Genomic DNA, 25,676 nt, shown 5'->3' on the forward strand with positions numbered 1-25,676 from the left:
CCTTGCTTTCATGTGGAGGAAACACATCATGACGTTCAATCCGACCCGCCTTCTTCTGGCGGCCGCTTTCCTTGGCGCGTCCGCATTCGGCGTCTCCGCCGCGGACTTCAAGCCGGAGAACCCGGAATGCATCGCACCGGCCAACCCGGGCGGCGGCTGGGACTTCACCTGCCGCCAGGTCGGCAAGTCGCTTCAGGACCAGAAACTGCTCGACACCACCATGCAGGTCGTCAATCTGGCCGGCGGCGGCGGCGGCGTTGCCTTTGCCGAAGTGGTCAACAAGCGCGCTGACGACAACGACCTGATCGTGGCGGCCTCTTCCGCCACCGCGACCCGCCTTGCCCAGGGCGCCTATCCCGGCAACACCATGGACCAGGTGCGCTGGCTGGCCGCCATCGGCGCCGACTACGGCGTGATCGCCGTCGCAGCCGACAGCCCGGTCAACACGCTTCCCGAACTGCTCGACCAGATCAAGGCCGATCCCAGCTCCGTCTCCGTCGCCGGAGGCTCCGCCGTTGGCGGCTGGGACCACCTGAAGGTCCTGATCGCGGCCAATGCCTACGGCATCGACGACGTGCGTTCCGTCAAGTACATCGCCTTTGACGGCGGCGGCGAGGCCGTCACTCAGCTTCTCGCCGGGTCCGTCCAGGCCTTCACCGGAGACATTTCCGAAGCAAAGGGATTTGTCGACAGCGGTGACGTCAAGGTGATCGCGGTGCTGTCGCCGGAGCGCCTGCCGGGTGAATTCTCCGAGTTCCCGACCGCCAAGGAACAAGGCATCGACGCCATCGGCGCGAACTGGCGCGGGTTCTACGCGCCCGGCAACATGTCCGACGATGCCTACGATGCCTGGGTCGGCATGATCTCCGAACTTTATGCCAGCGAAAAATGGAAAGGCGTCATGGCCGCCAACGGCCTGGCTCCACTCGACCTTCAGGGGGAAGAGTTCCAGCAGTTCGTCGCCGGTTCGGTCCAGCAGATCCAGGACATCTCCAAAGAGATCGGCATCATAAAATAACATCGGCCCCATTGATCCCGACCGGGGGGCGCGGCTTCCGAGCCCCCCGGCCTTGATGATCGAAACCCTGTCGTGATCGTCATCCCGTCCAGGCAATGCGCGAGCCGGAACCTGGGAGCCACGCGTATCTGCGCTCTTCCCCGGTCCCGAAATTTCGCAGCGCTCCCTTCTGGATTACGACTGAGCGTTTCGCAAAATCTGAATTCACCAGATTGGCGTTTTCCGTTTCGCGCCCCTTTTTTTGCCGGCAGCCGCCGCATTCAGGAAGGTACCCATGAGCGACCGCATTTTTGGGCTGGTCGGGCTTCTCCTCGCACTTGGATATGCCTGGGCCGCTGTCAACATTGAGGAAAGTTTCCTGTCCGACGCCGTCGGACCGAAAGCCTTCCCCCTGATCATCGCCACAATTCTCGGACTGTCGTCCCTGGTCATCATCATCCGCCCGGACAAGGCACCCGAGTGGCCGTCCTTCATGCGCTTCATGGAAGTGGGGGCCGCCGTCGCGGTGATGATCCTCTACGCGATGCTTCTTCCCGAACTCGGGTTCGTGATCGCGACCGCGCTGGCGGCGGCCTATCTCACCTGGCGTCTCGGCACCCGGCCCCTGTCCTCCGTCCTGTCGGGCTGCCTGACATCCCTCGGCATCTACGCGGTGTTCCACCTGGTTCTTGGCCTGTCCCTGGCCAGGGGTCCCCTCGGCTTTTAACGGAGCGTTCCCATGGAAACCCTGTCTTCTCTGGCCGACGGCTTCGTCATTGCGCTGACCTGGCAGAACCTGCTGCTGGCCCTGCTCGGCTGCTTTCTCGGCACCATGATGGGCGCCTTGCCCGGCCTTGGCCCCTCCAACGGCGTCGCCATCCTGATCCCGCTGGCCTTTACGCTTGGCCTCGGCGCGACCCCGTCGCTGATCCTGCTGACCTCGGTCTATTACGGCGCCATGTACGGCGGCCGGATCTCCTCGATCCTTCTGAACATCCCCGGCGACGAACCGGCGATGATGACCTGTCTCGACGGCTATCCGATGGCCAAGGCGGGGCGTGCGGGCGAGGCGCTGGCGCTCTCCGGGATCGCTTCCTTCGTCGGCGCCTTTCTGGCCACCTGGGGCCTGATCCTGCTGGCGCCGCAACTGGTCAAGATCGCGCTGCTGTTCGGCCCGGCCGAGTATTTCGCCCTGTTCACCCTCGCCTTCGCCACCCTTGGCGGCGTCGCCGCGAGCAACCAGGCCAAGACCGCCTTTGCGGCGGCCCTCGGCATCGGTCTTGCCACCGTCGGTGTCGACACCCAGACCGGCGTGCCGCGCTTCACCTTCGGCGAGGTTCATCTTTACGATGGCATCGACTTCCTGGTCGCGATCGTCGGCCTGTTCGCCCTCTCGGAAGTGTTCCTGTTCCTGGAACACCGGCACGGTTCGGCCGATGCCGACGCCAAAAAGGTCTCCGTCGGCCGCATGATGCCGAGCTTCGCGCTTCTGAAATCCTGCACGCCGACCATGCTGCGCACCAGCGTGCTCGGCTTCATCGCCGGTGTCCTGCCGGGCGCGGGCGCCTCGCTCGGCTCGTTCATCGCCTACACCATGGAAAAGAAACTGGTCGACAAGGACGGCACCTTCGGCACCGGCGACCCGCGCGGCGTCGCGGCCCCCGAAGCCGGCAACAACGCCGCCGCCGGCGGCGCCCTGGTGCCGATGCTCGCCCTCGGCGTGCCCGGTTCCGGCACCACCGCCGTGCTGCTGGCCGTGCTGCTGGCGCTCAACATCACCCCCGGCCCGCTGCTCTTCACCCAGCAGCCGGACGTGGTCTGGGGCCTGATCGCGGCCCTGTTCATCGCCAACTTCATGCTGCTGCTCATGAACATCCCGATGATCGGCCTGTTCACGAGGGTCCTCCTGATCCCGCCGCGCCTCCTGATGCCGATCGTCGCCATGGTCAGCTTCGTCGGCATCTACGGCATCTCCGGCTCGTCCTTCGACCTGCTGGTGATGATCGGCTTCGGCGTCATGGGCTGGGTCTTGCGCAAGCTCGATGTGCCGCTGGTCCCGGTCATTCTGGGCACGCTGCTCGGCAACAACATGGAAAACAACCTGCGCCGGGCGATCACCATCGACAACGGCGACTGGTGGACGCTGGTGGACAGCCCGCTCTCCATCGGCCTGTGGACCCTTGCCCTCATCGGCTTCCTCCTGCCGGTCGTCTTCGGCCGGGTGCTGAAATCGCGCATGCGCCGCATGAAGAAGGACGAGGAAGGATCGCTGGTGGATTGAGCACCCCACCCCACACCCGGCGCCTTCCCCGACTTGATCGGGGATCCAGTCCACTTCGCACTCGGCAACGCCCGTCGATCTGCCCGAAGCCGCCACCAAGCGTGACATCGCGCCTGCTTCGGCAACCAATGGATCCCCGGTCTGCGCTCCGCTTGCCGGGGAAGGCGCCGGGGGCGAGGCATGGGCTGAGAGCTTCACGGACGATGCGGAAGGAACTGCAACGCCGTGGACAGCGGCGTGACCTTCAGATCTCCGTCCGCATCCGGTATCCCGGCGCGAAGATCAGGCGGACGTGGGTGATGGGCAGGCCGCCGGCCCAGGTGATGCGTTCCATGGCGAACAGCGCCGTTCCCGGTGAGGTGTCCAGCTTGTGCGACAGGGTCTTGTCCGCGTTGACGGCGAAGAAGGAGATATCGCCGTGGCTGTAGGGAGCGTTGTGGACCAGCCATTCGTTGGCGCTGACATCCTCGAAGGTTCTGTCCCGAGCCTCCGGAGCGGCTTCCAGGTTGATGTAGCGCTCCTCGTAGGCGTAGGGTCGCTCATCGGAAAAATGCAGCGTCTTCAGGAACAGGACATCCGATCCGAGCGTCACCTGAAAGGCGCCGTGCAGCATCGGCGGCAGCGGGCGCAGGTCCCGCTCCAGCAGGCTGTGCCGGTAGCTGCGCCCGAGGGCCTCGACTTCCTCGCGCAGGATCGGAATGGTCAGCGTCGCCCGCTGCGGCGGATTGAGCGCGACCCGCGTTCCGGCCCGTCGCTTGCGCACCACGAGACCGCTGTCCGCCAGATCCCTGAGCGCCCGGTTGACCGTGGTCCGGGCGCAGCCGAATTCCTCGGCAAGATCCGCTTCGTGGGGGATCTGCGCGCCCGGCTGCCAGACGCGGTCGTGAATGCGCCTCAGAAGTTCGGCGCGGATGCCGGTCCAGGAATTTGTCTCCGTCAGCGTCACGTGTCGAACCGTCCAGTCTCGGTCATTGATCAGAGCCGGCCGCGCAGGGAAGCCATGGTGGTTCTGTAGCGAGCCCGGATGGCGTTGCCTTTTACATGGTTTCCGCGCGAAACAACATGCCGGCCGGCGGACCAGACGTCCGACACCATGCGGTCGTCGCCGGCGAAGATCCAGGCATCGAGGATTTCGTCGCCGTCCCGGCCCTCAAGGTCGATGGCGGTGCCGTCGAGCGCCACGAGGTCGGCGTAAAGGCCTTTCGCGATGGCGCCCGACAGGCGGCCCGCCGCCTGTGCCCCGCCCCGGATGGCGCCGTCGAAGAGAACCCGCCCGGTGGATTTTTCCTTGGTCGCGACCGATGCCCGGCAGGTGTCGCGCAGGCGCTGGGAGTATTCCAGCGTCCTGAGTTCCTCCGAAAGTGAGATCCGGATGTTGGAATCCGAGCCGACCCCGAAGCGGCCGCCATGTCCCAGATAGGCGACACCGTCGAAGATGCCGTCGCCGAGGCTGGATTCGGTGATCGGGCACAGGCCCGCGACGGCACCCGTTTTCGCAAGCCCTTCGGTCTCCGCCGGTGTCATCTGGGTGCAGTGGATCAGGCACCAGCTCTCGCCGACATCATGGTGGGCCAGCAGCCAGTCGACCGGGCGCTGCCCCGTCGCCGCCAGAACCTCCTCGACTTCCGGGATCTGCTCGGCCAGATGCATGTGCAGCGGCGCGCCGGCCGCCAGGGCGATGGCGCTTTCCAGACCGTCCCCGTCAACGGCACGCAGCGAATGCGGGGCAACGCCGATCACCGTATCACCGGGCAAAGATTTGACTGCCCGGGCCGCCTGCTCATGCAGCTTCTGGAAGCGGTCGATATCATTGCCGAAGCGGATCTGGCCCGCCGCGAGCGGGCGCCCGTCGCAGCCGCCGAACTGGTAGTGCACCGGCAGATGGGTCAGGCCGATGCCGGTCTCCGCCGCTGCCGCAACGATGCGTTCGGACATTTCGCCAAGATTGCCGTAAGGTGTTCCGTCCGGCTGGTGGTGCAGATAGTGAAATTCGCCGACGGCCGCATAGCCGGCCTCCAGCATTTCCATCTGGACGAAGGCGGCGATCGCCTCGACGTCCTCCGGAGTGAGCGCATCCAGAAAGCGGAACATAATCTGGCGCCAGGTCCAGAAACTGTCGCGCGGCTCGGATCCGCGCCGCTCGCTCATGCCGGCCATGGCCCGCTGAAAGGCGTGGCTGTGGAGATTGACCGGCGCCGGCAGCAGGATGCCGACCCGCTCGCCTTGCGCGGCGGCTTCCTTGTCAACCCGAGAGATCTTGCCGTCGGCACTGAAGGTCACGGCGACATTGTCCGACCAGCCGTCCGGCAGCAGCGCCTCGTCCGCAAATACCGTTGCACCGGAAACCGTCGACATGCCGCTTTTTCCTCCGTTGACACCTTAATATGTGCATGCATATTATCTTATAACGCAATCTAATCAAGCCGGAGATGGCCGTGTCCCGACGCCTCCTCACCAACGCCAGACTGGCCACGCTGACCGCCAACGGAGCGGCACATGGCCTGATTGACGATGGCGCACTGGTGATCGACGGTGACCGGATCGCCTGGGCCGGCACGGCGAACGAACTGCCCGCGGCCTACGCCTCGCTCGCCGGCGAGGATCTGGACGGCCGCCTCGTCACCTCCGGCCTGATCGATTGCCACACCCATGTTGTGTTTGGCGGCAACCGGGCCCGTGAATTCGAAATGCGCCTGGAGGGCGCCAGTTACGAAGAGGTCGCCCGCGCCGGCGGCGGCATCGTCTCCACGGTCAAGGCGACCCGCGCTGCCGATGAAGACACATTGCTCGCCTCTGCCCTTGCCCGCGTCGATGCCCTGATTGCCGAGGGCGTCACCACCATCGAGATCAAGTCCGGCTACGGCCTCGACCGGGACACCGAACTCCGCATGTTGCGCGTCGCCCGCAGGATTGGACGGGAGCGCCGCATACACGTGAAGACAACCTTCCTCGGCGCCCATGCAGTTCCCGCCGAGTACAAGGGCCGATCCAGCGCCTATCTGGACGAGGTCTGCCTGCCGGCGCTGGAAGCCGCTCACGCGGAAGGCCTCGTCGATGCGGTCGACGGTTTCTGCGAGGGCATTGCATTTTCACGCGATGAGATCGCCCGGGTCTTCGAAAAGGCCCGGGGCCTCGGCCTGCCGGTGAAGCTGCACGCAGAGCAGCTCTCCGATCTCGGCGGGACCGCCCTGGCCGCCTCCTATGGCGCTCTCTCCGCGGACCATCTGGAATATCTGGACGAAGCGGGTGTGAAGGCGATGGCAAAAAGCGGCTCCGTCGCCGTTCTGCTGCCCGGCGCGTTCTACACCCTGCGCGAGACGCAATATCCGCCGCTGGAGCTTTTGCGCCAACATAAAGTCCCGGTCGCGCTGGCCACCGACTGCAATCCCGGCTCGTCGCCGCTGGCCTCCCTGCTGCTGACCATGAACATGGGCTGCACCCTGTTCCGCATGACGCCGGAAGAGGCACTTGCCGGCGTCACCCGCGAAGCCGCCAGGGCACTCGGCCTTGGCGACCGTGGCACGCTGGAAGCCGGAAAACGGGCGGATCTCGCCATCTGGAACGTCGACCATCCGGCGGAACTCTCTTACCGGATCGGATTCAATTCCCTGGAAAAACGCATTTTCGGAGGCTCCGAATGAGCGCCCTCACCATGAGCCCCGGCACCGCCACCCTGGCCGACCTGGAGCGGCTTTACCGGGAACAACTGCCTGTTCAGATCGACCGCGCCGCGAAAGAAGCAATCGACCTTGCCGCCGAACGGGTGGCCGTTGCCGCCGGCGGCGATGATGCGGTCTACGGCGTCAACACCGGTTTCGGCAAGCTCGCCAGCGTCAAGATCGAAGCCGGAGACACGGCCACGCTCCAGCGCAATCTGATCCTGTCCCATTGCTGCGGTGTCGGCGAGGCTCTCGATGCCACCACCACCCGTCTGATGATGGCTTTGAAACTGCTGTCACTCGGCCGCGGCGCCTCGGGTGTCCGCTTCGACGTGCTGAGGCTGATCGAGGACTGCCTTCTCAAAGACGTCACACCGGTGATCCCGGTGCAGGGCTCGGTCGGCGCCTCCGGCGATCTGGCCCCGCTCGCCCATATGTCCGCCGTGCTGATCGGCGAAGGTGAGGCGGAAATCGCCGGTGTCCGCATGCCGGGTGGCGCCGCGCTGGCCCAGGCCGGCCTGACCCCGGTCGTGCTGGGTCCCAAGGAAGGCCTCGGCCTCATCAACGGCACCCAGTTCTCCACCGCCTGCGCCCTCACCGCCCTGTTCGACGCGTGGCGGCTGGCGGAGGCGACTTTGGTCACCGCGAGCCTTTCCACCGACGCCATCATGGGCTCGACCGCACCGCTGCTTGCCGAAATTCACGCGCTGCGCGGCCATCGCGGCCAGATCGAGGTCGCACGCGCCATGCGCGCGATCATGGACGGGTCGGAAATCCGCGAAAGTCACCGCGACGGCGACAGCCGCGTTCAGGACCCTTACTGCATCCGCTGCCAGCCGCAAGTGGCCGGCGCCTGTATCGATCTGCTGCGCATGGCCGGCCGCACCCTTGAGATCGAGGCCAACGCTGCCACCGACAATCCGCTGGTGCTGATCGATGCGGACCGGATCGTTTCCGGCGGCAATTTCCATGCGGAGCCTGTGGCCTTCGCCGCCGACCAGATCGCGCTCGCGGTGGCCGAACTCGGTGCCATCTCCCAGCGCCGGGTCGCGCTGATGGTCGACCCGACGCTGTCCTTCGACCTGCCGCCGTTCCTGGCCCGAAACCCCGGTCTGAATTCCGGCATGATGATCGCCGAGGTCACCACCGCCGCGCTGATGAGCGAGAACAAACATCTCGCCAATCCGTGTTCGACGGATTCCACCCCGACCAGCGCCAATCAGGAAGACCACGTTTCCATGGCCGCCCACGGCGCCCGCCGCCTCGCCCGGATGAACGCAAATCTCTCGCAGATCCTCGGCGTCGAACTGCTGTGCGCCGCCGAGGGCGTCGAGCATCGGGCCCCGCTGAAGACCAGCATCGCGCTGCAGAAGGCTCTCGCCAGACTGAGGACAGACGTGCCGCCACTCACCGAGGACCGCTACATGGCCCCGGATCTGGACACGGCGGCAGACCTGATCCGCACGCGTGTGCTGGTGGCGGCGGTCTCCGCGAACGACATGATCGATCTGGGAGACGCCCATGCAGCCGGTTGAAGTCTCAAGAGGGGATGGCCCGTTGGTTCTCGGTGTCCCGCATGCGGGCACTTTTGTTCCCGGCGACATCAAGACCCGCCTCAATGAAACGGGCCGGAAGCTCGCCGACACCGACTGGCACGTCGACCGGCTTTATGCGGGCCTCCTGCCCGGCGCGACCATGGTGAAGGCCAACTTCCACCGCTATGTGATCGATGCCAACCGCGACCCGGAAGGCGTCTCGCTCTATCCCGGCCAGAACACCACGACCCTGTGCCCGACCACCGATTTCGACGGCCGCCCTCTCTATGAGGACGGACAGGAACCGGATCCAGCCGAAATCGACGCCCGCCGCGTTTCCTGGCATGCGCCTTATCACGCGGCGCTCGCCGCCGAGCTGGAGCGGGTGCGCGCCAAACACGGTATCGCCATCCTCTACGATTGCCACTCGATCCGGTCACAAGTGCCGTTCCTGTTCGAAGGCCCCCTGCCCGACTTCAACACCGGCACCAACAACAGCACCACCTGCGCGCCGGAGATCGAGACAGCCGTCGTCGGCCGGACAGGTGCCGCTGAAGGATACACGTCCGTCCTCAACGGCCGCTTCAAGGGCGGCTGGACCACCCGGTACTACGGAAGGCCGGAAGAAGGTCTTCACGCCATCCAGATGGAGCTGGCGCAGAAGACCCACCTGGCATCGGAAGACGTGCCTTTCGCCTACGACCCGGCCAGCGCCGACCGGCTGCGCGTGCATCTGAAGGACATTCTGTGCGCGCTGGAGAGCCTCGCGCCGTCTCTGGCAAACAAGACCATTCAGGGAGCGACCCATGACTGACCGCCGCCACAATGCGCGCGACGTGTTTCCACCCACCGGCACCGAGCTCAACGCCAAGTCGTGGCTGACGGAAGCGCCCTTGCGCATGCTGATGAACAACCTGCATCCCGATGTCGCGGAAAACCCGCATGAGCTGGTGGTCTATGGCGGCATCGGCCGGGCGGCCCGGACCTGGGACGACTTCGACCGGATCGTCGCCAGCCTGAAGAGCCTGGAAGACGACGAGACGCTGCTGGTCCAGTCCGGCAAGCCGGTCGGCGTGTTCCGCACCCACAAGGACGCCCCGCGCGTGCTGATCGCCAATTCCAATCTGGTGCCCAATTGGGCCAACTGGGACCATTTCCACGAACTCGACAAGAAGGGTCTGGCCATGTACGGCCAGATGACCGCAGGATCGTGGATCTATATCGGCACCCAGGGAATCGTTCAGGGCACCTATGAAACCTTCATGGAAGCCGGGCGCCAGCATTATGATGGCAACCTGAAGGGCCGCTGGATCCTGACCGGCGGTCTCGGCGGCATGGGCGGCGCCCAGCCTCTGGCCGCCGTGATGGCCGGCGCCTGCTGCCTGGCTGTCGAATGCGACGAAAAGAGCGCCGATTTCCGCCTGCGCACACGGTATGTCGACGAGAAGACCCGGTCCCTCGACGAAGCGCTGGAGATGATCGGCCGCTGGACCAGGGCCGGCGAAGCCAAGTCCGTCGCCCTGATCGGCAACGCCGCCGATGTCTTCCCCGAACTGGTCAAACGCGGGGTCAAGCCGGACATCGTCACCGACCAGACCTCCGCCCACGATCCGCTCAACGGCTACCTGCCACTGGGCTGGACCGTCGCCGAATGGCGCGCCAGGGCAGAGACCGAACCGAAAGCCGTCGAGAAGGCCGCTCGTGCCTCGATGAAGGTGCATGTGGCCGCGATGGTCGATTTCTGGAACGCCGGCGTGCCGACCCTCGACTACGGCAACAACATCCGCCAGATGGCACTGGAAGAAGGCCTGGAAAATGCCTTCGCCTTTCCCGGCTTCGTGCCGGCCTATATCCGGCCGCTGTTCTGCCGCGGCATCGGCCCGTTCCGCTGGTGCGCGCTGTCCGGCGATCCGGAAGACATCTACCGGACCGACGCCAAGGTCAAGGAACTCATCCCGGACGATCCGCATCTGCACACCTGGCTCGACATGGCGCGGGAACGCATTTCCTTTCAAGGGTTGCCGGCGCGCATCTGCTGGGTCGGCCTCGGCCAGCGCCACCGGCTCGGCCTCGCCTTCAACGAGATGGTCCGCACCGGCGAATTGAAGGCCCCGGTCGTCATCGGCCGCGATCATCTGGACAGCGGCTCGGTCGCCTCGCCCAACCGCGAGACCGAAGCCATGCAGGACGGTTCCGACGCCGTGTCCGACTGGCCGCTGCTGAATGCCCTGCTGAACACCGCCTCCGGCGCGACCTGGGTGTCGCTGCATCATGGCGGCGGCGTCGGCATGGGCTTCTCCCAGCATTCCGGCATGGTGATCTGCTGTGATGGCACCGAGGACGCCGACCGGCGTATCGGCCGGGTGCTGTGGAACGACCCGGCCACGGGCGTGATGCGTCACGCCGATGCCGGCTACGAGATCGCGCTTGACTGCGCGAAAGAACAGGGGCTCAACCTGCCGGGAATTCTGGGAAAATAAATCCACGGCGGGACGCTCCGGACTTAAACCTATGAACGAGGGGTAATACCATGAAAAGACGTGATTTTCTGAAAGCCGGCGCAACCGGCACGGCCGCAGTTGCCGCCTCCACCCTGGCGGCTCCGGCCATTGCCCAGGACGTGCGCCAGTGGCGCATGGTCACCGCCTGGCCGAAGAACCTGCCCGGCCCCGGCGTTGCCGCCCAGATGCTGGCAGACCGCATCACCGCGCTCTCCGGTGGCCGCATCGAGGTCAAGCTGTTCGCCGCCGGCGAGATCGTTCCGGGCAACGGCGTGTTCGACGCCGTCGGCCAGGGCACGGCCGAACTCTACCACGCGGTCCCGGCCTACTGGGGCTCCAAGTCCAAGGGCATCCTTCTGTTCGGCTCGCAGCCCTTCGGCCTGACGGCCCCCGAACAGGCCGGCTGGCTGATCCATGGCGGCGGCCAGGCGCTCTATGACGAGATCTACGGCCGCTTCAACCTGAAGCCGTTCCTGTGCGGCAACTCCGGACCGCAATGGGCCGGCTGGTTCCGCAACGAGATCAACAGCGTCGACGATCTGAAAGGCCTGAAGTTCCGCTCCACCGGTCTGGCCTCCGAAATGTGCTCCAAACTCGGCATGGCGGTTCAGGCCATGAGCGGCCCGGCCATGTTCCAGGCGCTGCAGTCCGGCGCCCTGGATGCGGGCGAGTTCATTGGCCCGTGGACGGACAGCGCGCTCGGCTACTACCAGATCGCCAAGAACTACTACTGGCCGGGTGTCGGCGAGCCGTCTTCGGCGGAAGAATGCGCCGTCAACCTGGAGGCCTACAACGAGCTTCCCGACGACCTCAAGGAAGCCGTCCAGCGTGCCTGCGCCAGCCTCTACAACGATGTCCTGACCGAGTACAACACCCGGCACGCCCAGGCCCTGACCCAACTGGTCAACGATCATGGCGTGATGGTGCGCAAGCTCCCGGACGAGGTGATCCTGGCCATGGGCAACGCCGCCGGCGAAGTGATCGCGGATCTCAGAGCCAGCGACGATGAACTGGTCGTGCGCATCACCGAAAGCTTCCTGGCCTACCGCAAGCTGATGCGCGACTACATGCCCTACGCCGACAACGGCCAGATGAACGCCCGCGTCATGGATTACAGCTACGACTGACCGGAAGGCCGGCCCGGGAGAGCTTTCTCCCCCGGGCCGATCCCGTGTCCCCTCCGGCATTTTCATGAGAAAGCGCGTCGGCGCGGTCGAAACGCAGGGAGCAGGGCAGCGTCGCGGAGCCCGGGACATGGGAGCAGGCAACCGGTGCCTCTTCTTTTGTCATCCCATTTTGTCATGCCATGGCTTGACCACGGGATACATTCCGTCTCCTGTCTTCGCCTGTAAGAGGGTCCTGGTCTTTGCATGGAGTGCCGGATCAGGACCGGCAGGCAACGGCGAAGCAAACAGGCAGGCAGCTCCGCCCGATCTCAATTCCGCACAGGTGCGCACCGAGAAGCAGGACAGCTCAGATGGACAAACTCGCCGGCGCGCTGGAGCGCGTCAATTCAGGCATCGGCAATTTGCTGTGCTGGGCGGCGCTCGCGATGCTGCTGTTGCAGTTCGCGATCGTTCTGCTGCGCTATGTCTTCGGCTACAGCTACATCTTCCTCGATGAAGGCGTGCTTTATTTCCACGCGGCGATCTTCATGCTCGGTGCCGGCTACACGTTCCTGGTCAATGCCCATGTCCGCGTCGACATCTTCTATGCCAGGGCCAGCGACCGCCTGCAGGCCCGGATCGACCTGTTCGGCCATCTGTTCCTGCTGACGCCGGCACTGCTTCTGCTGATCTGGTTCTCCTGGCCCACGGTGCGCGGCAGCTGGGCGATCCTGGAAGGACCGATTTCCGTCGGCGGCATTCCCGCCTCGTTCCTGCTGAAGAGCCTCATTCCGGCCTATTGCGTCCTGTTGCTGATCCAGGGCGCCGCCGCCTTCCTGCGCGACCTTGAGAAACTGAAGAGGACCCGCGCATGAGCCTGCCCCTCGACCTGATCATGTTCGGCGCCCTGATCGCCTTCATCCTGCTCGGCTATCCGGTCGCCTTCACCATTGCCGGTGTCGCCACCGGCTTTGCCCTTCTCGGCTGGATGCTCGGCGACTTCAACATCCAGCTCATGGGTGCCATGGGCCAGCGTTTCTTCGGCGTTCTCACCAACCCGGTGCTGACGGCAATCCCCCTGTTCGTGCTGATGGGCATCATCCTGGAAAAGAGCCGCATCGCCGAGGACCTGCTGGAAACCATGGGGCGGCTGTTCGGCAAGATCAACGGCGGGCTCGGTGTGTCCGTCGTGCTGGTCGGCGCGCTGCTGGCCGCCTCGACCGGCATTGTCGGCGCGACCGTGGTCGCCATGGGGCTGATTGCGCTGCCGACCATGCTGCGCAATGGCTACGACCCGAAACTCGCCTCCGGACTGGTCTGCACCGCCGGCACGCTCGGTCAGATCATACCGCCGTCGACGCTTCTCATCATCCTCGCCGACGTCATGTCCAACGCCTTCCAGCAGGCGCAATACGCGCAAGGCAAGTTCACCATCGAGACCATCTCGGTGGGCCAGACCTTCGCCGCCGCCATGGTGCCGGGCCTGCTGCTGGTGGTGGTCTATTGCGTCTATATTCTCGTCCGCGCCCGGCTGTTTCCCGCCGACGCCCCCGCGATGAAGGATCAGGTCGACCAACCCTCCGGCGCCGAGATCGCGGGCGCCATCGTCCCGCCGATCCTGCTGATCGTCGCCGTGCTCGGCTCGATCCTCGGCGGCATCGCCTCGCCCAACGAGGCCGCCTCCGTCGGCGCCATCGGCGCGATCTTGCTGGCAGGACGCAGGCTCGGCGTCTCCACGAAGCTGATCGTGGCGGCAACCGCCGCCCTGCTCGTCCTGGCCGTCGCAGCCTCCCTGCTGCCGGTGCGCCTGCAGCGCTCGGACATCACACCTGGCGGTTATCTGCTTGCGGCTGTCTACGCCGGCCTCGGCCTTTTCGCGATCGGCGTGGTCCTGCGCATCCTGGTGGCGGCCTTCTCGGACGGCCTGCTCAAGGCGTCGCTTCTGTCGACGCTGACGGTCACCTCGATGATCTTCGCCACCATCCTGATGGCGAGTTTCTTCTCGCTGGTCTTTGTCGGTCTCGGCGGCGAGGACCGGGTCCACGCGATCCTTGCTGAAATGCCGGGCGGTGCCACGGGCGCGCTGATCTTCGCCATGCTGTTCGTGTTTCTGCTCGGCTTCTTTCTGGATTTTGTCGAGATCTCGGTGATCCTGCTGCCGGTCCTGATCCCGCCGCTGATCCTGATGGGCATCGACCCGGTCTGGCTGACGGTGCTGATCGCCATCAACCTGCAGACCTCGTTCCTGACCCCGCCCTTCGGCTTCTCGCTGTTCTACCTGCGCGGCGCCGCACCGAAGGAAATCACCACGGGACAGATCTATCGCGGCGTGGTTCCCTTCATCGCACTTCAGATCGTCGCGGTCGCGATCCTATGGCTGTTTCCGGTCATCGCCACGTGGCTGCCCCGCTGGCTGTATTAGAGCATCCCGTCTGTTCGAACCGGTTTTCGGCCACGCCTTTCGAAGGCGTGGTCCTTTTTTTGCGCTTCCCTACGATTGCGAATTGGATTCTGGTGCATTTTACGTTATTTTTTCCGTAAAAGGGAGAAACAACAGGGATGGACAGTTTCTGGGGGGCGATTGGCGGAGCCTTTGGCCTGGTTTTCGCACTTGATCCGGACCTGATGGAGATCATCGGACTGTCGATGCGCGTGACGCTGACCGCCGTCCTGTTCGCCTGCGTGATCGGCCTGCCACTGGGAGCCGCCGTCGGCACCTTCCGGTTTCCCGGACGCTCCGTTGTTGCCGTCAGTCTCAATGCGCTGATGGGCCTGCCTCCGGTGGTGGTCGGCCTGCTGGTTTATCTGCTGCTGTCAGCCTCGGGCCCGCTCGCCCCCCTGCGCCTGCTCTATACGCCGACCGCCATGATCATCGCCCAGATGGTGCTGGTAACTCCGATCGTGGCAGCGCTTACACGGCAGGTGATAGAAGATCTGAACCTTGAATATTCCGAACAGTTTGCGTCCATGGGTGTTGGCCCTATCGACCGCATGGGCGCGATGCTGTGGGATGCCCGCTACAGTCTGTTGACGGTCGCACTGGCCGGATTCGGGCGGGCAGTCGCGGAAGTCGGCGCGGTCATCATCGTCGGCGGAAACATCAATCACGTCACCCGCGTGATGACCACCACGATCGCGCTGGAAACCTCCAAGGGCAATCTCCAGCTGGCGCTGGCGCTTGGCGTCATTCTGCTGATGATCGCCTTTGCCGTGAATGCCGGCGTCATGGCGTTGCGCGCGTCCGCCGTGAGGGCCGCCTATGCGTGAGTTTGCGTTCACTCCGGCGCCCGGTCTGCCGTCCTTCGACAGGAACGCGGCGCGAGACCCTTTGCTCGAAGTCCGTGACCTGACCTACTCCGCTGGTGGCGAACAGCTCCTGAAAGCCGTGAACCTGACCATCCGCCCAGGCTCCCGCACCCTGCTCATGGGTCCGAACGGCGCCGGAAAGAGCCTGCTTCTGCGCCTGATGCACGGCCTGCTGCAGCCCGATGACGGCGCCATCCTGTGGCAGGGCGCCCGGTTGTCTCCCGCGGCACGAAGCGCCCAGGCCATGGTCTTTCAAAGGCCTGTGCTGCTGCGCCGCTCCGTCCTGGCTAACCTCAGGTTCGCGCTGTCCGTGCGCGGCCTGCGCGGCCGGGAGCGCAACGACAGGATCGCCTCGGCCCTTGAGGCCGCCGGCCTTGCCCATCTGGCCGGACGGCCCGCCCGGGTTCTGTCCGGCGGCGAGCAGCAGCGACTGTCCCTGGTGCGCGCCCTGGCCTGCGAACCCGACCTTCTCTTTCTGGACGAGCCCACCGCCAATCTCGACCCGGCCTCGACCGCGGCGATCGAAAAGCTCGTTCTGGAAGCCAACCGGCAGGGTGTCACCATGGTTCTGGTGACCCATGACGCCGGACAGGCGAAACGGCTCGGACAACATGTGGTCTTCCTGCAGGACGGCGAAGTTGCCGAGGCCGGGCCGGTCGGAGAAGTCCTCAACGCACCGCGCAGCGAACCCGTCCGCGCCTGGCGGGAAGGCCGAATCTATCTTGGCCCCAACACAAGATCCATGAACGGAAACACTGACGACTTTCCTGGGAGGTCACAATGATCAAAAGAGTATTCCTGGCGCTTGCCGCCACACTGATTGCCGGCGCTCTCGCCGGTCCGGCCGCAGCCGCGGACGACAGGTTCATCGTCGTCCAGTCGACCACCTCGACCCAGAATTCCGGCCTGTTCGACGACCTGCTGCCGAAATTCCAGGACAAGACCGGCATTGAGGTCCGGGTCGTTGCCGTAGGCACCGGCCAGGCCATCAAGAATGCCGCCAATGGCGACGGCGACGTCCTGTTCGTGCATTCCAAGCCGTCGGAGGAAAAATTCGTTGCCGACGGCCTCGGGATGTCCCGCGCGGACGTGATGTACAACGACTTCGTCATTGTCGGCCCGGCGGACGATCCCGCAGGCGTTGCCGGCTCCAGTGATGTGGTCACTGCGATGCAGACAATTGCCGGCTCCGGAGCCCCCTTCGCCTCACGCGGCGACGACAGCGGCACCCACAAGGCCGAGCTGCGCCTGTGGGCAGCGGCGGGCGTCGATCCGGACGCGGCCTCCGGCGGCTGGTACCGCGAAACCGGGTCCGGCATGGGCGCTACCCTCAACACCGGCACGGGCATGGGCGCCTATGTCATGACCGATCGCGCCACCTGGATCGCCTTCGGCAACAAGGGCGACTATCAGATCGCGGTGGAAGGCGATGCCAGAATGTTCAACCAGTATGGCGTCATCCTGGTAAATCCGGACGTTCATCCGCATGTGAAGGCGGAAATGGGTCAGGAATTCGTCGACTGGCTGCTGTCAAAGGACGGCCAGCAGGCGATCGCAGACTACAAGGTCGATGGCCAGCAGTTGTTCTTCCCCAATGCCAACAAGGGCTCGAGCTGAGCCGGCAGACCGCATAGCCCGCAGCTCCTGTCGGTCCGGCCCCGGCGACATTGGTCCCCGTGTCCGGGGGGCCGGCGCACGCTGCGCCTGCGCGGGAGTGTTTGTCTCATCCAGCGTTGTGATGGGCCAGGCTTCCCGGAGTTCTGTTGGGACATGAGAGGCCATGCTGCTTGCGCCAGTCTCCCCCCTTGCGGGGGAGATGTCCGCGAAGCGGACGGAAGGGGGGGCAGCGCTGCCGTAAAGTGCTGAAACCCTGAGTGCGCCGAGAGGGGGATACCCCCCTTTGTCTCCTTGCGGAGACATCTCCCCCGCAAGGGGGGAGAGGGACAACAAGCGGTGATGCCGACATTTCGACGGCGGTCCCGCTCACCCGCAGACGCGTGGGACAAGCCCTCCACTGACGAGGTAGATTGAGGGACTGCCCACCCAGAACACCGCCCTCACCTACCCAGTCTTACCGAAGAACTGCTGGTCTGGTCGGCGCTGGAAAAGCCCATGTGCTTCAGCGCCTGGTTGGAGCCTATGGCAATCACGATGATGGCTGCAAAGGCCAGAAGCATCGCTTTCATTGAGTGTCTCCTTTGGTCGCCCCGGGACCAGTCGTGTCGGGGGCGGTTGCCGTTTTCAGGTAGTCGATCAGATCGTCCCGGTCCCTCTGCGCGACGATCCGCTGCATCGGCATTTTGGAGCCCGGGATGTAATGGTCCGGCCCGTCCAGGAACAGACGGTCGATGGTCTCCGCCGACCAGACGATATCAGATCCCAGCAGGGTTTCGGAATAGGGATAAGCCGGCAGCGTGCCGGCGCGGCGGCCGAACACGTTGTGGAGCGTCGGGCCGGCCTTGCGACCGCCGTCCGCGCTCAGGGCATGGCAGATCGAGCATTTGCGCGCGAATTGCCGTTCCCCGTTGGACATGTCCTCGGGTCTTTTAAGAAACTGCGGTGTGTCGGTCGCCATCGGATCGAAGCCTGCAAGATCCGCCAGAGGCCAGGAATAGACAATGTTCTCGATGCCGCCTGCATGCAGCACGGCGCCGTCCCTGGAAAAGGCCAGCGCCCAGATCGGCCCCTTCAGAGCGGCCCGGAAGTCCGTCTCGATCGACCAGGTCTGCGTGTTCAGCACGGTGATGTAGCCATGACCGTCGCCGGTCGCCAGCCGGGTGCCGTCCGGACTGACGGCAAGGGCCAGGATCGGGCGGCGTTCGAACGCGAATTCGTGCAGGCGTGTGCCGGTTTCAATATCGACGATCCGGGTCACCCCGTCCTGGGACCCGTACGCCAGCCAGGTTTCCGGGTCGCCCCGGCCTTCTCCGGGACCGCCGCCGACAGCCAGGACGTTGATGCCGAACCCGTTGCGGTCGAGGATGCGCAAGGCAGCTTTTTTCTCGAGATCCCAGAGCCTGACCGACCCGTCGACGGAGCCTGAATAGAGCCGCTTGCCGTCCCTTGAAAAGGCGGCCGCATTGACCCCCGCCGTGTGCCCGCTCAGGAACTCAGGTGCTCCGCCGTTCACGGGCCACAGCCCCAGCCGCGCGTCCCAGCTTGCGCTGGCGATCAGGTCCCGGCCCGGCGACACCGCAAGCCCCGCCACCTTGGCGGTATGTCCCTTGAGGCGCACTGCAGCACCGCCCGGCAGATCCCACAGAAGCAGATCATTGTCGTCCCCCGCCGACACGATCCGGTTTTCGTCGACGAACCGGACCACCTTGACCGCCGCCGCATGGCCTTCCAGCCAGCGCGGGCTGCGGCCGGTCCACAGTCCGACCGAATTGTCGAAACTGGCCGTCGCCACCGCACCGCTGTCCAAGGATACGTCGATGTCCATGACCGGTCCGCCATGACCCTTGAGGGTCTGGAAATCGGCGGCACCGGCCGGTGCCGAAAAACTGGTCATCACGGCCGTCAAGACGGCGACCAACCACCGGTTGGCGGCCCCGGCATCAGACTGGACATACTGGCCCGGTCTTGTCGAAAGGGACATCACCGGCGGATCCTATTCCGCCGGAACCGCGTCTTTGGTGTCCGCCTGCCGTTCGGCGGCCTCGGCAGCCTCGACCTCTTCGACCCACAGGCCATGGTGTTCCCTGGCCCATTGCAGCTCGACCTCGCCGGAGTTCATGGCATCGAAAGCGCCTTCCATGCCGACCGAACCGATATAGATATGCGCCAGGATCATCGCCATCATCAGGAAGGCGACAATGGCATGCCAGAGCTGGGCGTATTGCATCTCTTCATGCGGGGCCATGGCGGTCGGCAGCGGTCCGAACCCGAACAGTTGCGGCAGTCCGAGCGCGTTCATTTTCTCGAAGGTCGCCGCGAACATCGGCATTTCGAACGGGAACAGCAGCGACAGGCCGGACACGGACACCGACACGCCGAGCACGAGTACGCCCCAGAAGATCATCTTCTGGCCGAAGTTGAATTTCCTGGCCGGCGGATGCACGCCCTTCTTCAGAAGACCGCCGCCGACGGCGATCCATTTCAGGTCCGTCCTGTTCGGAATGTTGTGCGCCACCCACATGACGAACACCATGATCAGGCCCAGCATGAACGCCCAGGCAACGTTGTTGTGGATCCACTTTGAGAAATGCGCCATCGGCGCGAAGGCGTCCCTGCCGACCAGCGGAATGATCGCGAAGCGGCCGAACAGGGTCAGCAGGCCGGTCAGGGCAAGAAGTACGAAGGACCCGGCCAGAAGCCAGTGACCGAACCGCTCGACCGCCTTGAAACGGGTGATCGTCCGGCCTGTTTTTTCACCGTCGATCCGGATGCGTCCGCGCAGGAGATAAAACAGCAGCAGCAGCACCACAGTCGCGGCCAGAAGCCAGGCGCCGTAGGTCGCCAGCGGTCCCTTGCGCCAGGCCAGCCAGCGCATGCCGCCATCCTGCATCAGGACGGTGGCCTCCTTGCCGCCGGACGACACGGTGATGTCGGCGGAGCCGTAGCGCAACGCCCGCCACAGGTCCGGATCGGAAGCGCCGCCCAGCGTGCCGAGCTGGGACGACATCGCGGCGGCGGAAGCCGGGTCGCCTGTGTTGCCGCTTCGGAACGTGGAATCGACCTTTTCGCCCTTCTGGCGCTTCAGGATGTCCTCAAGCGTCTGGGCACCACCTGTCGCGGATCTGTCCGGTGCCGGGTCCTGAGCAAAGCCCTGAGTCAGGAACGCAAGAAGAACAATCATTGCCAACGCCAAGCGTGTCATCGCCGAAACCTCTTTTGAATGTCGCCGGAGTCGCACGGGGCGGCATTTCTGCCGCCCCGCACGCGCATGTATTACGATTGATCGAAGCCCCGTGCGTGCGGCCCGCTTGAATGGGCCGCTGCGCCAGCGCTCTTTTGATCAACCGCCCTTCTGACCATAGGCGGTGCCCCAGCCCCAGGCGCCCGAGCCGAAGCCGCGGGCCACCACGCGCTCGCGGTAGATGGCTGACACCACGTCGCCATCACCTGCCAGCAGGGCCTTGGTGGAACACATTTCCGCGCACAGCGGCAGCTTGCCTTCGGCAATACGGTTGCGACCGTATTTGGCAAACTCGGCGGTGGAGTTGTTCTCCTCCGGACCACCTGCACAGAAGGTGCACTTGTCCATCTTGCCGCGCGATCCGAAATTGCCCGCCTGCGGGAATTGCGGTGCGCCGAAAGGACAGGCGTAGAAGCAGTAGCCGCAGCCGATGCACAGGTCCTTGGAATGCAGGACCACGCCTTCTTCCGACTGGTAGAAACAGTCGACAGGACACACCGCCATGCAGGGCGCGTCCGAACAGTGCATGCAGGCGACCGAGATCGACCGTTCGCCGGGTTTGCCATCGTTGATGGTCACCACCCGGCGGCGGTTGATGCCCCACGGCACCTCGTGTTCGTTCTTGCAGGCCGTGACGCAGGCATTGCACTCAATGCAGCGTTCGGCGTCACAAAGGAATTTTGATCTTGCCATTGTGTATCCTCCTTACGCTGCCGAGATCTTGCAGAGAGTGGCTTTGGTCTCCTGCATCTGGGTCACCGAATCGTAGCCGTAGGTCTGCGCCGTGTTGGTGCTTTCCCCCAGGACATACGGATCGGCGCCCTTGGGGTATTTCGACCGTTGATCCTCGCCCTGGTAATGGCCGCCGAAGTGGAACGGCATGAAGGCAACGCCCTCGCCGACACGTTCGGTCACCATGGCCATGACCTTGACCTTGCCGCCTTCCGGACCTTCGACCCAGACCTGAGCACCGTCACGCACCCCGAGATTGTTGGCATCCCTGGGATTGATCTCGACGAACATGTCCTGCTGAAGTTCCGCAAGCCACGGGTTCGACCGGGTTTCGTCACCACCGCCTTCATATTCGACCAGGCGCCCGGACGTCAGGATGATCGGATAATCCTTCGAGAAGTCCTGCTTCTGGATCGAGGCATAAAGCGTCGGCAGACGGTAGAACTTCCGGTCCTCGTAGGTCGGATAATCCGCCACCAGGTCCCGCCGGTTGGTGTAGAGCGGCTCGCGGTGCAGCGGCACCGGATCCGGGAAGGTCCACACGACCGCACGGGCCTTGGCATTGCCGAAGGGCGCGCAGCCATGCTTGATGGCCACCCGCTGGATTCCGCCGGACAGGTCGGTCTTCCAGTTGGTCTTGGGTCCCGCAACCGCTTCGATGGCAGCGCGTTCCTCGTCCGTCAGGTCACCGTCCCATCCCAGATCCATCAGCATCTGCATGGTGAACTCGGGATAGCCGTCCTGAATTTCCGCGCCGGGATTGGAAACCCCTTCCGCGAGCAGGTTGTCGCCGTCCCGCTCCACGCCGAAACGGGCGCGGAAGCACAGGCCGCCTTCGGCCACCGGCAGGGACATGTCGTAGAGGTTGGGCGTTCCCGGATGTTTCATCTCCGGAGTGCCCCAGCACGGCCACGGCATGCCGTAGTACTCGCCGTCGTTCGGGCCGCCGACCGCCTGAAGCGTCGTCCGGTCGAACGTGTGCTGGTTGGTCATGTGCGACTTGATCCGCTCCGGAGACTGGCCCGTATAGCCGATGGTCCAGAGGCCGCGGTTGAACTCGCGGGTGATGTCCTCGACATTCGGAGTTTCCGGATCTTCCATCTCGATGTTGCGGAAGAGACGGTCGCCAAAGCCGAACTTATTCGCGAACTTGGCGATGATCACATGATCCGGCAGGCTCTCGAACAGGGGCTCCACCACCTTGTCGCGCCACTGCAGCGAGCGGTTCGACGCGGTCACGGAGCCCCGTGTTTCGAACTGGGTGCATGCCGGCAGCAGATAAACGCCGTCGGTACGGTCATGAAGCACGGCGGAGACGGTCGGATAGGGGTCGATCACGACCAGCGTATCCAGTTTTTCCATTGCCGTCTTCATTTCCGTCATGCGGGTCTGGGAGTTCGGGGCATGGCCCCAGAGCACCATGGCCCGCACCTTGTCCGGGTTGTCGGTGTTGGCCGGATCTTCCAGCACACCGTCAATCCAGCGGCTGACCGGGATACCGGTCAGGTTCATGAGGTTCTTGTCCTTGCCGTCCGCACCCTTGACGGTCTGGAACTGGCCTTTCAGCCAGTCGAAATCCTCTTCCCAGACGCGCGACCAGTGGCCCCAGGCACCGGCCGAAAGACCGTAGTAGCCCGGCAGCGTATGACTGAGGACACCGAGATCCGTCGCGCCCTGAACGTTGTCGTGGCCGCGGAAGATGTTGGTGCCGCCGCCGGCGGTGCCCATGTTGCCCAGCGCCAGCTGCAGGATGCAGTAGGCGCGGGTGTTGTTGTTGCCGTTGGTGTGCTGGGTACCGCCCATGCACCAGATCACAGTGCCTGGCCGGTTGTTGGCAAGCTGCCGCGCGACGCGCTTGAGCTGGCTGGCCGGCGTTCCGGTAACCCGCTCGACCTCGTCGGGCGTCCACTTGGCGACTTCCTCGCGGATCTGGTCCATGCCCCACACGCGGGTGCGGATGAACTCCTTGTCCTCCCAGCCGTTCTCGAAGATGTGCCACAGGATGCCCCAGACCAGGGCAACGTCCGAACCCGGACGGAAGCGCACATATTCGTCGGCATGGGCCGCCGTGCGGGTGAAGCGCGGATCGCAGACGATCAGTGGCGCGTTGTTCTGTTCCTTGGCGCGCAGCACATGCAGCAGGGAAACCGGATGGGCCTCCGCAGGATTGCCGCCGATGATGAAGATCGCCTTGGAATTATGGATGTCGTTGTAGCTGTTGGTCATGGCGCCGTAGCCCCATGTGTTGGCTACGCCGGCAACCGTCGTGGAGTGGCAGATGCGGGCCTGGTGGTCGACGTTGTTCGTGCCCCAGTAAGCCGCGAACTTGCGGAACAGGTAGGCCTGTTCGTTGCTGTGCTTGGCGGAGCCTAGCCAGTAGACGCTGTCCGGTCCGCTCTCTTCGCGGATCGTCATCATCTGGTCGCCAATCTCGTTGATCGCCTGGTCCCAGCTGATGCGCTTCCACTCGCCGCCTTCCTTTTTCATCGGATATTTCAGGCGGCGCTCGCCATGGGCGTGCTCGCGCACCGAAGCGCCCTTGGCGCAATGGGCCCCGAGGTTGAACGGGCTGTCCCATCCCGGCTCCTGGCCGACCCAGACCCCGTTGGAGACTTCCGCGATCACGGTGCAACCGACGGAACAGTGGGTACAGACGGATTTCACCAGGTCGACGGCGTTTCCGGCCGCCTGGGCCTGTGCCCTGGTCACGGACCCGCCTGTCGCGGTGATGGCGGCAAGGCCACCTGCGGCGAGACCGGAGCTCTTGAGGAAGGTCCGGCGGTCTACCGATTTGTGTGCAGCGTCTCTAAGGATACTTGCACCCTGGGGGCGTCGCGCAACCCCATTGGTCTTTTTCCTAAGCATCATTCCCTACCTTGCTGGTATCGAAATCGATACGGCTGGGTTGGATTTGTTCAGTGAACCGGCCAGCGGGCGTCACGCAACCATAGGCCGGGGGCTGTTTCAGGGTCCGGTCTAGAACCGGGCGCTGTCGAAATAGGCGCGGGTATGCGCCGTGTCCTGCATCTTGTCCGAAGACAGGTCAGGGGCAGCAGCTTCAGCGGTTCCGCCGGCGGCTGTTGCGGCCACGGCGACAGGCGCCGAAAGGGCGGCCAGCTTCAGGAAGTCCCGGCGGCCAGTGCCTTTGTCAGGCTCCGCCTGTTCGGGTCGTTTCATGGATGCATCCTCCTCTCAATGTGGCGGTCCTGCCGCCAGAACGTCTGACGTCAAACTATGCGGGCAGCATGGCGAAGGCCTCGGCCTCGATCTCCATGAAGTGCCGCCCGAGCGTACCGACCGCTCCGTAGAAAACGGAACTCTTGCTGGCTTCCAGATCCGTGAAGAAGTGAACCGCCCAGGGGTCGACATGAGCCTCGAAAAAGTCCCTTTGCCCGGACACCGGTGTCACCGAGCCGAAGCGGCCGGTGATCATGCCGCCCATCATCTCCATCAGTGACGCGATGTTGTCTTCGGGCTCGCGCTTGCCTTCCGCGCGGCCAATGCCGCGGCGGGCCATGTCGGCCCGCAGGTTCGCAAGCGGTTTTTCGTTGAGAAATCCCGTGAGGTAATGGCTGGCGTAGGGCAGCAGTTCGCCGCGGCCGAGTCCGATGAAGAGCCCGTTGAATTCCCGCTCCGCCGTCTCGGGCGCGGTCACCGTCGCAATTTTCGCCAGGACATTCAGCGCATTGCCGAGAGGCGTGTCGTCGCCCTTGAGCTGAGCGACCTGTTCGAGAAGCGTGCGGTCTGCCGGCCCCGCGAGAAGCACACCCAGAAAGTCATAGAAATCCGCCCGGGCACGATCTTCCGGATCGATCACATATTCCTTGACCACTGCGGTCATCCGCGAAATTCCTCTCTCACGTACGGTCCAGGTCACCCGAACTGCCTGCCGTCTGCGCTTCGATTATTCTTGACTTTTAGCCTCAAGAATAGTCAAACCTCATACGACGCCTTGCATTTCGAGGTTCTTCCTGCATTTCTTCTGGTGAAGAACCTTGCACGACATCTGGACGTACGCCTTCGGGATCAGATTGAACGACCTCGACACCTTGCGTCAATTGAAAAGATGTTTTTCCATTTTGACAATAATCATTGTGCAATGCGTCATTTTCTTCGCCGTGCAACTCGACATCCCTCTCCGCAGAGACCACACCTTCGCGGGGAAGAGCGCCCTCTTCATCGACTTCGCCAGAGTCGGCGTCCCGGCCGGAAGACGAAGGCGCGGAGCGGGACGCCATCTGCGCCTCGAATGCCCTCTTCTTTTCCTCCGCTTCTGCAGCCGCGGCGACCTTGTCGAACATGCCCTTGCCGACCTGATAGACCGTTTGCATGTTGGGAATGACGGTCGCCGCATCCGTGAAGTCGTCGGCGTAATCGACCAGCCCGTCCAGATTGGCAAGAACCGGATTGAGCGTCCAGAGCCTGCGCAGTGCCCGCCGGCGCAGCGCCTCCGGCACCGCCGTCCTCATGAATCCGGAAAAGTCGTCCTGTGCGCTGAGCGTGTCCGGGTCGGGCAGACCGAGTTCCTCGAGGATTTCCGGTTCCGGTTTCTGTTCCAGCTCCGCGTGCTGTTCCGCCAGCACCCGCTCGGCCTTTTCGGCCTGCTCGGCTTCCTCGGCGGCGCGAACGGCGGTCTTCCGTCTCGTCCAGAAATCCGGTCCGCCGCCATTGCTCCCGCTCATTGCCCATTGCTCCCGCTCA

Annotated in this window: 23 protein-coding genes; 13 read left to right on the forward strand and 10 right to left on the reverse strand. The window is 64.4% G+C overall.

Features of this window, described 5'->3' with window-relative positions; translation table 11 throughout:
* Positions 1 to 28: 28 nt before the first annotated feature.
* The 3 genes from WNZ15_RS09650 to WNZ15_RS09660 all read left to right on the forward strand — a co-directional run bounded on the left by WNZ15_RS09650 (position 29) and on the right by WNZ15_RS09660 (position 3,278).
* The gene (locus WNZ15_RS09650) at positions 29 to 1,018 is read left to right on the forward strand and encodes a tripartite tricarboxylate transporter substrate-binding protein (protein WP_342892758.1); all 990 of its coding nucleotides are present in this window, start codon (positions 29 to 31) and stop codon (positions 1,016 to 1,018) included.
* Positions 1,019 to 1,292: 274 nt separating this feature from the next.
* Positions 1,293 to 1,724, forward strand: coding sequence for a tripartite tricarboxylate transporter TctB family protein (locus tag WNZ15_RS09655; RefSeq protein ID WP_342892759.1), 432 nt, complete (start codon positions 1,293 to 1,295; stop codon positions 1,722 to 1,724).
* Positions 1,725 to 1,736: 12 nt separating this feature from the next.
* The gene (locus tag WNZ15_RS09660) at positions 1,737 to 3,278 is read left to right on the forward strand and encodes a tripartite tricarboxylate transporter permease (protein WP_342892760.1); all 1,542 of its coding nucleotides are present in this window, start codon (positions 1,737 to 1,739) and stop codon (positions 3,276 to 3,278) included.
* Between the two features lie 244 nt (positions 3,279 to 3,522).
* Here the strand turns inward: WNZ15_RS09660 and WNZ15_RS09665 are convergent, their stop codons facing one another.
* Entirely contained in the window at positions 3,523 to 4,224 is a 702-nt protein-coding gene (locus WNZ15_RS09665) for a UTRA domain-containing protein (protein ID WP_342892761.1), read from the reverse strand.
* Between the two features lie 29 nt (positions 4,225 to 4,253).
* Positions 4,254 to 5,633: a formimidoylglutamate deiminase gene (locus tag WNZ15_RS09670; RefSeq protein WP_342892762.1), complete on the reverse strand. Its 1,380-nt coding sequence runs from the start codon at positions 5,631 to 5,633 to the stop codon at positions 4,254 to 4,256.
* 74 nt (positions 5,634 to 5,707) lie between these two features.
* On the opposite strand from WNZ15_RS09670, the gene hutI reads away from it, so the two are divergent.
* From hutI to WNZ15_RS09720, 10 genes are all read left to right on the forward strand, one after another.
* The gene (hutI, locus tag WNZ15_RS09675; RefSeq protein WP_342892763.1) at positions 5,708 to 6,919 is read left to right on the forward strand and encodes an imidazolonepropionase; all 1,212 of its coding nucleotides are present in this window, start codon (positions 5,708 to 5,710) and stop codon (positions 6,917 to 6,919) included.
* Entirely contained in the window at positions 6,916 to 8,472 is a 1,557-nt protein-coding gene (gene hutH / locus WNZ15_RS09680) for a histidine ammonia-lyase (RefSeq protein WP_342892764.1), read from the forward strand. The genes hutI and hutH overlap by 4 nt, the downstream gene beginning before the upstream one ends.
* On the forward strand, positions 8,459 to 9,286 hold the full coding sequence (hutG, locus tag WNZ15_RS09685) for an N-formylglutamate deformylase (protein WP_342892765.1): 828 nt from the start codon (positions 8,459 to 8,461) through the stop codon (positions 9,284 to 9,286). Before hutH ends, hutG begins: the two co-directional genes overlap by 14 nt.
* Entirely contained in the window at positions 9,279 to 10,952 is a 1,674-nt protein-coding gene (gene hutU, locus WNZ15_RS09690; RefSeq protein WP_342892766.1) for a urocanate hydratase, read from the forward strand. The genes hutG and hutU overlap by 8 nt, the downstream gene beginning before the upstream one ends.
* Before the next feature lie 50 nt (positions 10,953 to 11,002).
* Positions 11,003 to 12,100 (forward strand): TRAP transporter substrate-binding protein, encoded by a 1,098-nt coding sequence (locus WNZ15_RS09695; protein WP_342892767.1) that lies wholly within the window; start codon positions 11,003 to 11,005, stop codon positions 12,098 to 12,100.
* 350 nt (positions 12,101 to 12,450) lie between these two features.
* Positions 12,451 to 12,954 carry a TRAP transporter small permease subunit gene (locus WNZ15_RS09700; RefSeq protein WP_342892768.1) on the forward strand — a complete coding sequence of 168 codons (504 nt, stop codon included), beginning with the start codon at positions 12,451 to 12,453 and terminating at the stop codon, positions 12,952 to 12,954.
* The gene (locus tag WNZ15_RS09705) at positions 12,951 to 14,501 is read left to right on the forward strand and encodes a TRAP transporter large permease subunit (protein WP_342892769.1); all 1,551 of its coding nucleotides are present in this window, start codon (positions 12,951 to 12,953) and stop codon (positions 14,499 to 14,501) included. The genes WNZ15_RS09700 and WNZ15_RS09705 overlap by 4 nt, the downstream gene beginning before the upstream one ends.
* A gap of 137 nt (positions 14,502 to 14,638) precedes the next feature.
* Positions 14,639 to 15,346 (forward strand): ABC transporter permease, encoded by a 708-nt coding sequence (locus WNZ15_RS09710; RefSeq protein ID WP_342892770.1) that lies wholly within the window; start codon positions 14,639 to 14,641, stop codon positions 15,344 to 15,346.
* On the forward strand, positions 15,339 to 16,169 hold the full coding sequence (locus WNZ15_RS09715) for an ATP-binding cassette domain-containing protein (protein WP_342892771.1): 831 nt from the start codon (positions 15,339 to 15,341) through the stop codon (positions 16,167 to 16,169). The genes WNZ15_RS09710 and WNZ15_RS09715 overlap by 8 nt, the downstream gene beginning before the upstream one ends.
* On the forward strand, positions 16,166 to 17,002 hold the full coding sequence (locus tag WNZ15_RS09720; protein WP_342892772.1) for a substrate-binding domain-containing protein: 837 nt from the start codon (positions 16,166 to 16,168) through the stop codon (positions 17,000 to 17,002). Before WNZ15_RS09715 ends, WNZ15_RS09720 begins: the two co-directional genes overlap by 4 nt.
* Positions 17,003 to 17,442: 440 nt before the next feature.
* On the opposite strand, the gene WNZ15_RS09725 is transcribed toward WNZ15_RS09720, so the two are convergent.
* From WNZ15_RS09725 to WNZ15_RS09760, 8 genes are all read right to left on the reverse strand, one after another.
* Entirely contained in the window at positions 17,443 to 17,571 is a 129-nt protein-coding gene (locus tag WNZ15_RS09725; protein WP_342892773.1) for a hypothetical protein, read from the reverse strand.
* Complete coding sequence (locus WNZ15_RS09730) at positions 17,568 to 18,983, reverse strand: c-type cytochrome (RefSeq protein ID WP_342892774.1); 1,416 nt, start codon at positions 18,981 to 18,983, stop codon at positions 17,568 to 17,570. Before WNZ15_RS09730 ends, WNZ15_RS09725 begins: the two co-directional genes overlap by 4 nt.
* 12 nt (positions 18,984 to 18,995) lie before the next feature.
* On the reverse strand, positions 18,996 to 20,183 hold the full coding sequence (locus WNZ15_RS09735; protein WP_342892775.1) for a formate dehydrogenase subunit gamma: 1,188 nt from the start codon (positions 20,181 to 20,183) through the stop codon (positions 18,996 to 18,998).
* Positions 20,184 to 20,342: 159 nt separating this feature from the next.
* Positions 20,343 to 20,936, reverse strand: coding sequence for a formate dehydrogenase FDH3 subunit beta (gene fdh3B / locus WNZ15_RS09740; protein WP_148582751.1), 594 nt, complete (start codon positions 20,934 to 20,936; stop codon positions 20,343 to 20,345).
* A gap of 12 nt (positions 20,937 to 20,948) precedes the next feature.
* Positions 20,949 to 23,840 carry a formate dehydrogenase subunit alpha gene (locus tag WNZ15_RS09745; protein WP_342893194.1) on the reverse strand — a complete coding sequence of 964 codons (2,892 nt, stop codon included), beginning with the start codon at positions 23,838 to 23,840 and terminating at the stop codon, positions 20,949 to 20,951.
* Positions 23,841 to 23,951: 111 nt separating this feature from the next.
* On the reverse strand, positions 23,952 to 24,152 hold the full coding sequence (locus WNZ15_RS09750; RefSeq protein WP_342892776.1) for a twin-arginine translocation pathway signal protein: 201 nt from the start codon (positions 24,150 to 24,152) through the stop codon (positions 23,952 to 23,954).
* A gap of 55 nt (positions 24,153 to 24,207) precedes the next feature.
* A complete protein-coding gene (locus WNZ15_RS09755; protein ID WP_342892777.1) occupies positions 24,208 to 24,816 on the reverse strand; it encodes a molecular chaperone TorD family protein in 609 nt (202 codons plus the stop codon).
* 82 nt (positions 24,817 to 24,898) lie between these two features.
* A complete protein-coding gene (locus tag WNZ15_RS09760; RefSeq protein ID WP_342892778.1) occupies positions 24,899 to 25,657 on the reverse strand; it encodes a DUF3306 domain-containing protein in 759 nt (252 codons plus the stop codon).
* Positions 25,658 to 25,676 lie beyond the last annotated feature (19 nt).

This window comes from Roseibium sp. AS2 (assembly GCF_038900065.1).
GTDB lineage: Bacteria > Pseudomonadota > Alphaproteobacteria > Rhizobiales > Stappiaceae > Roseibium.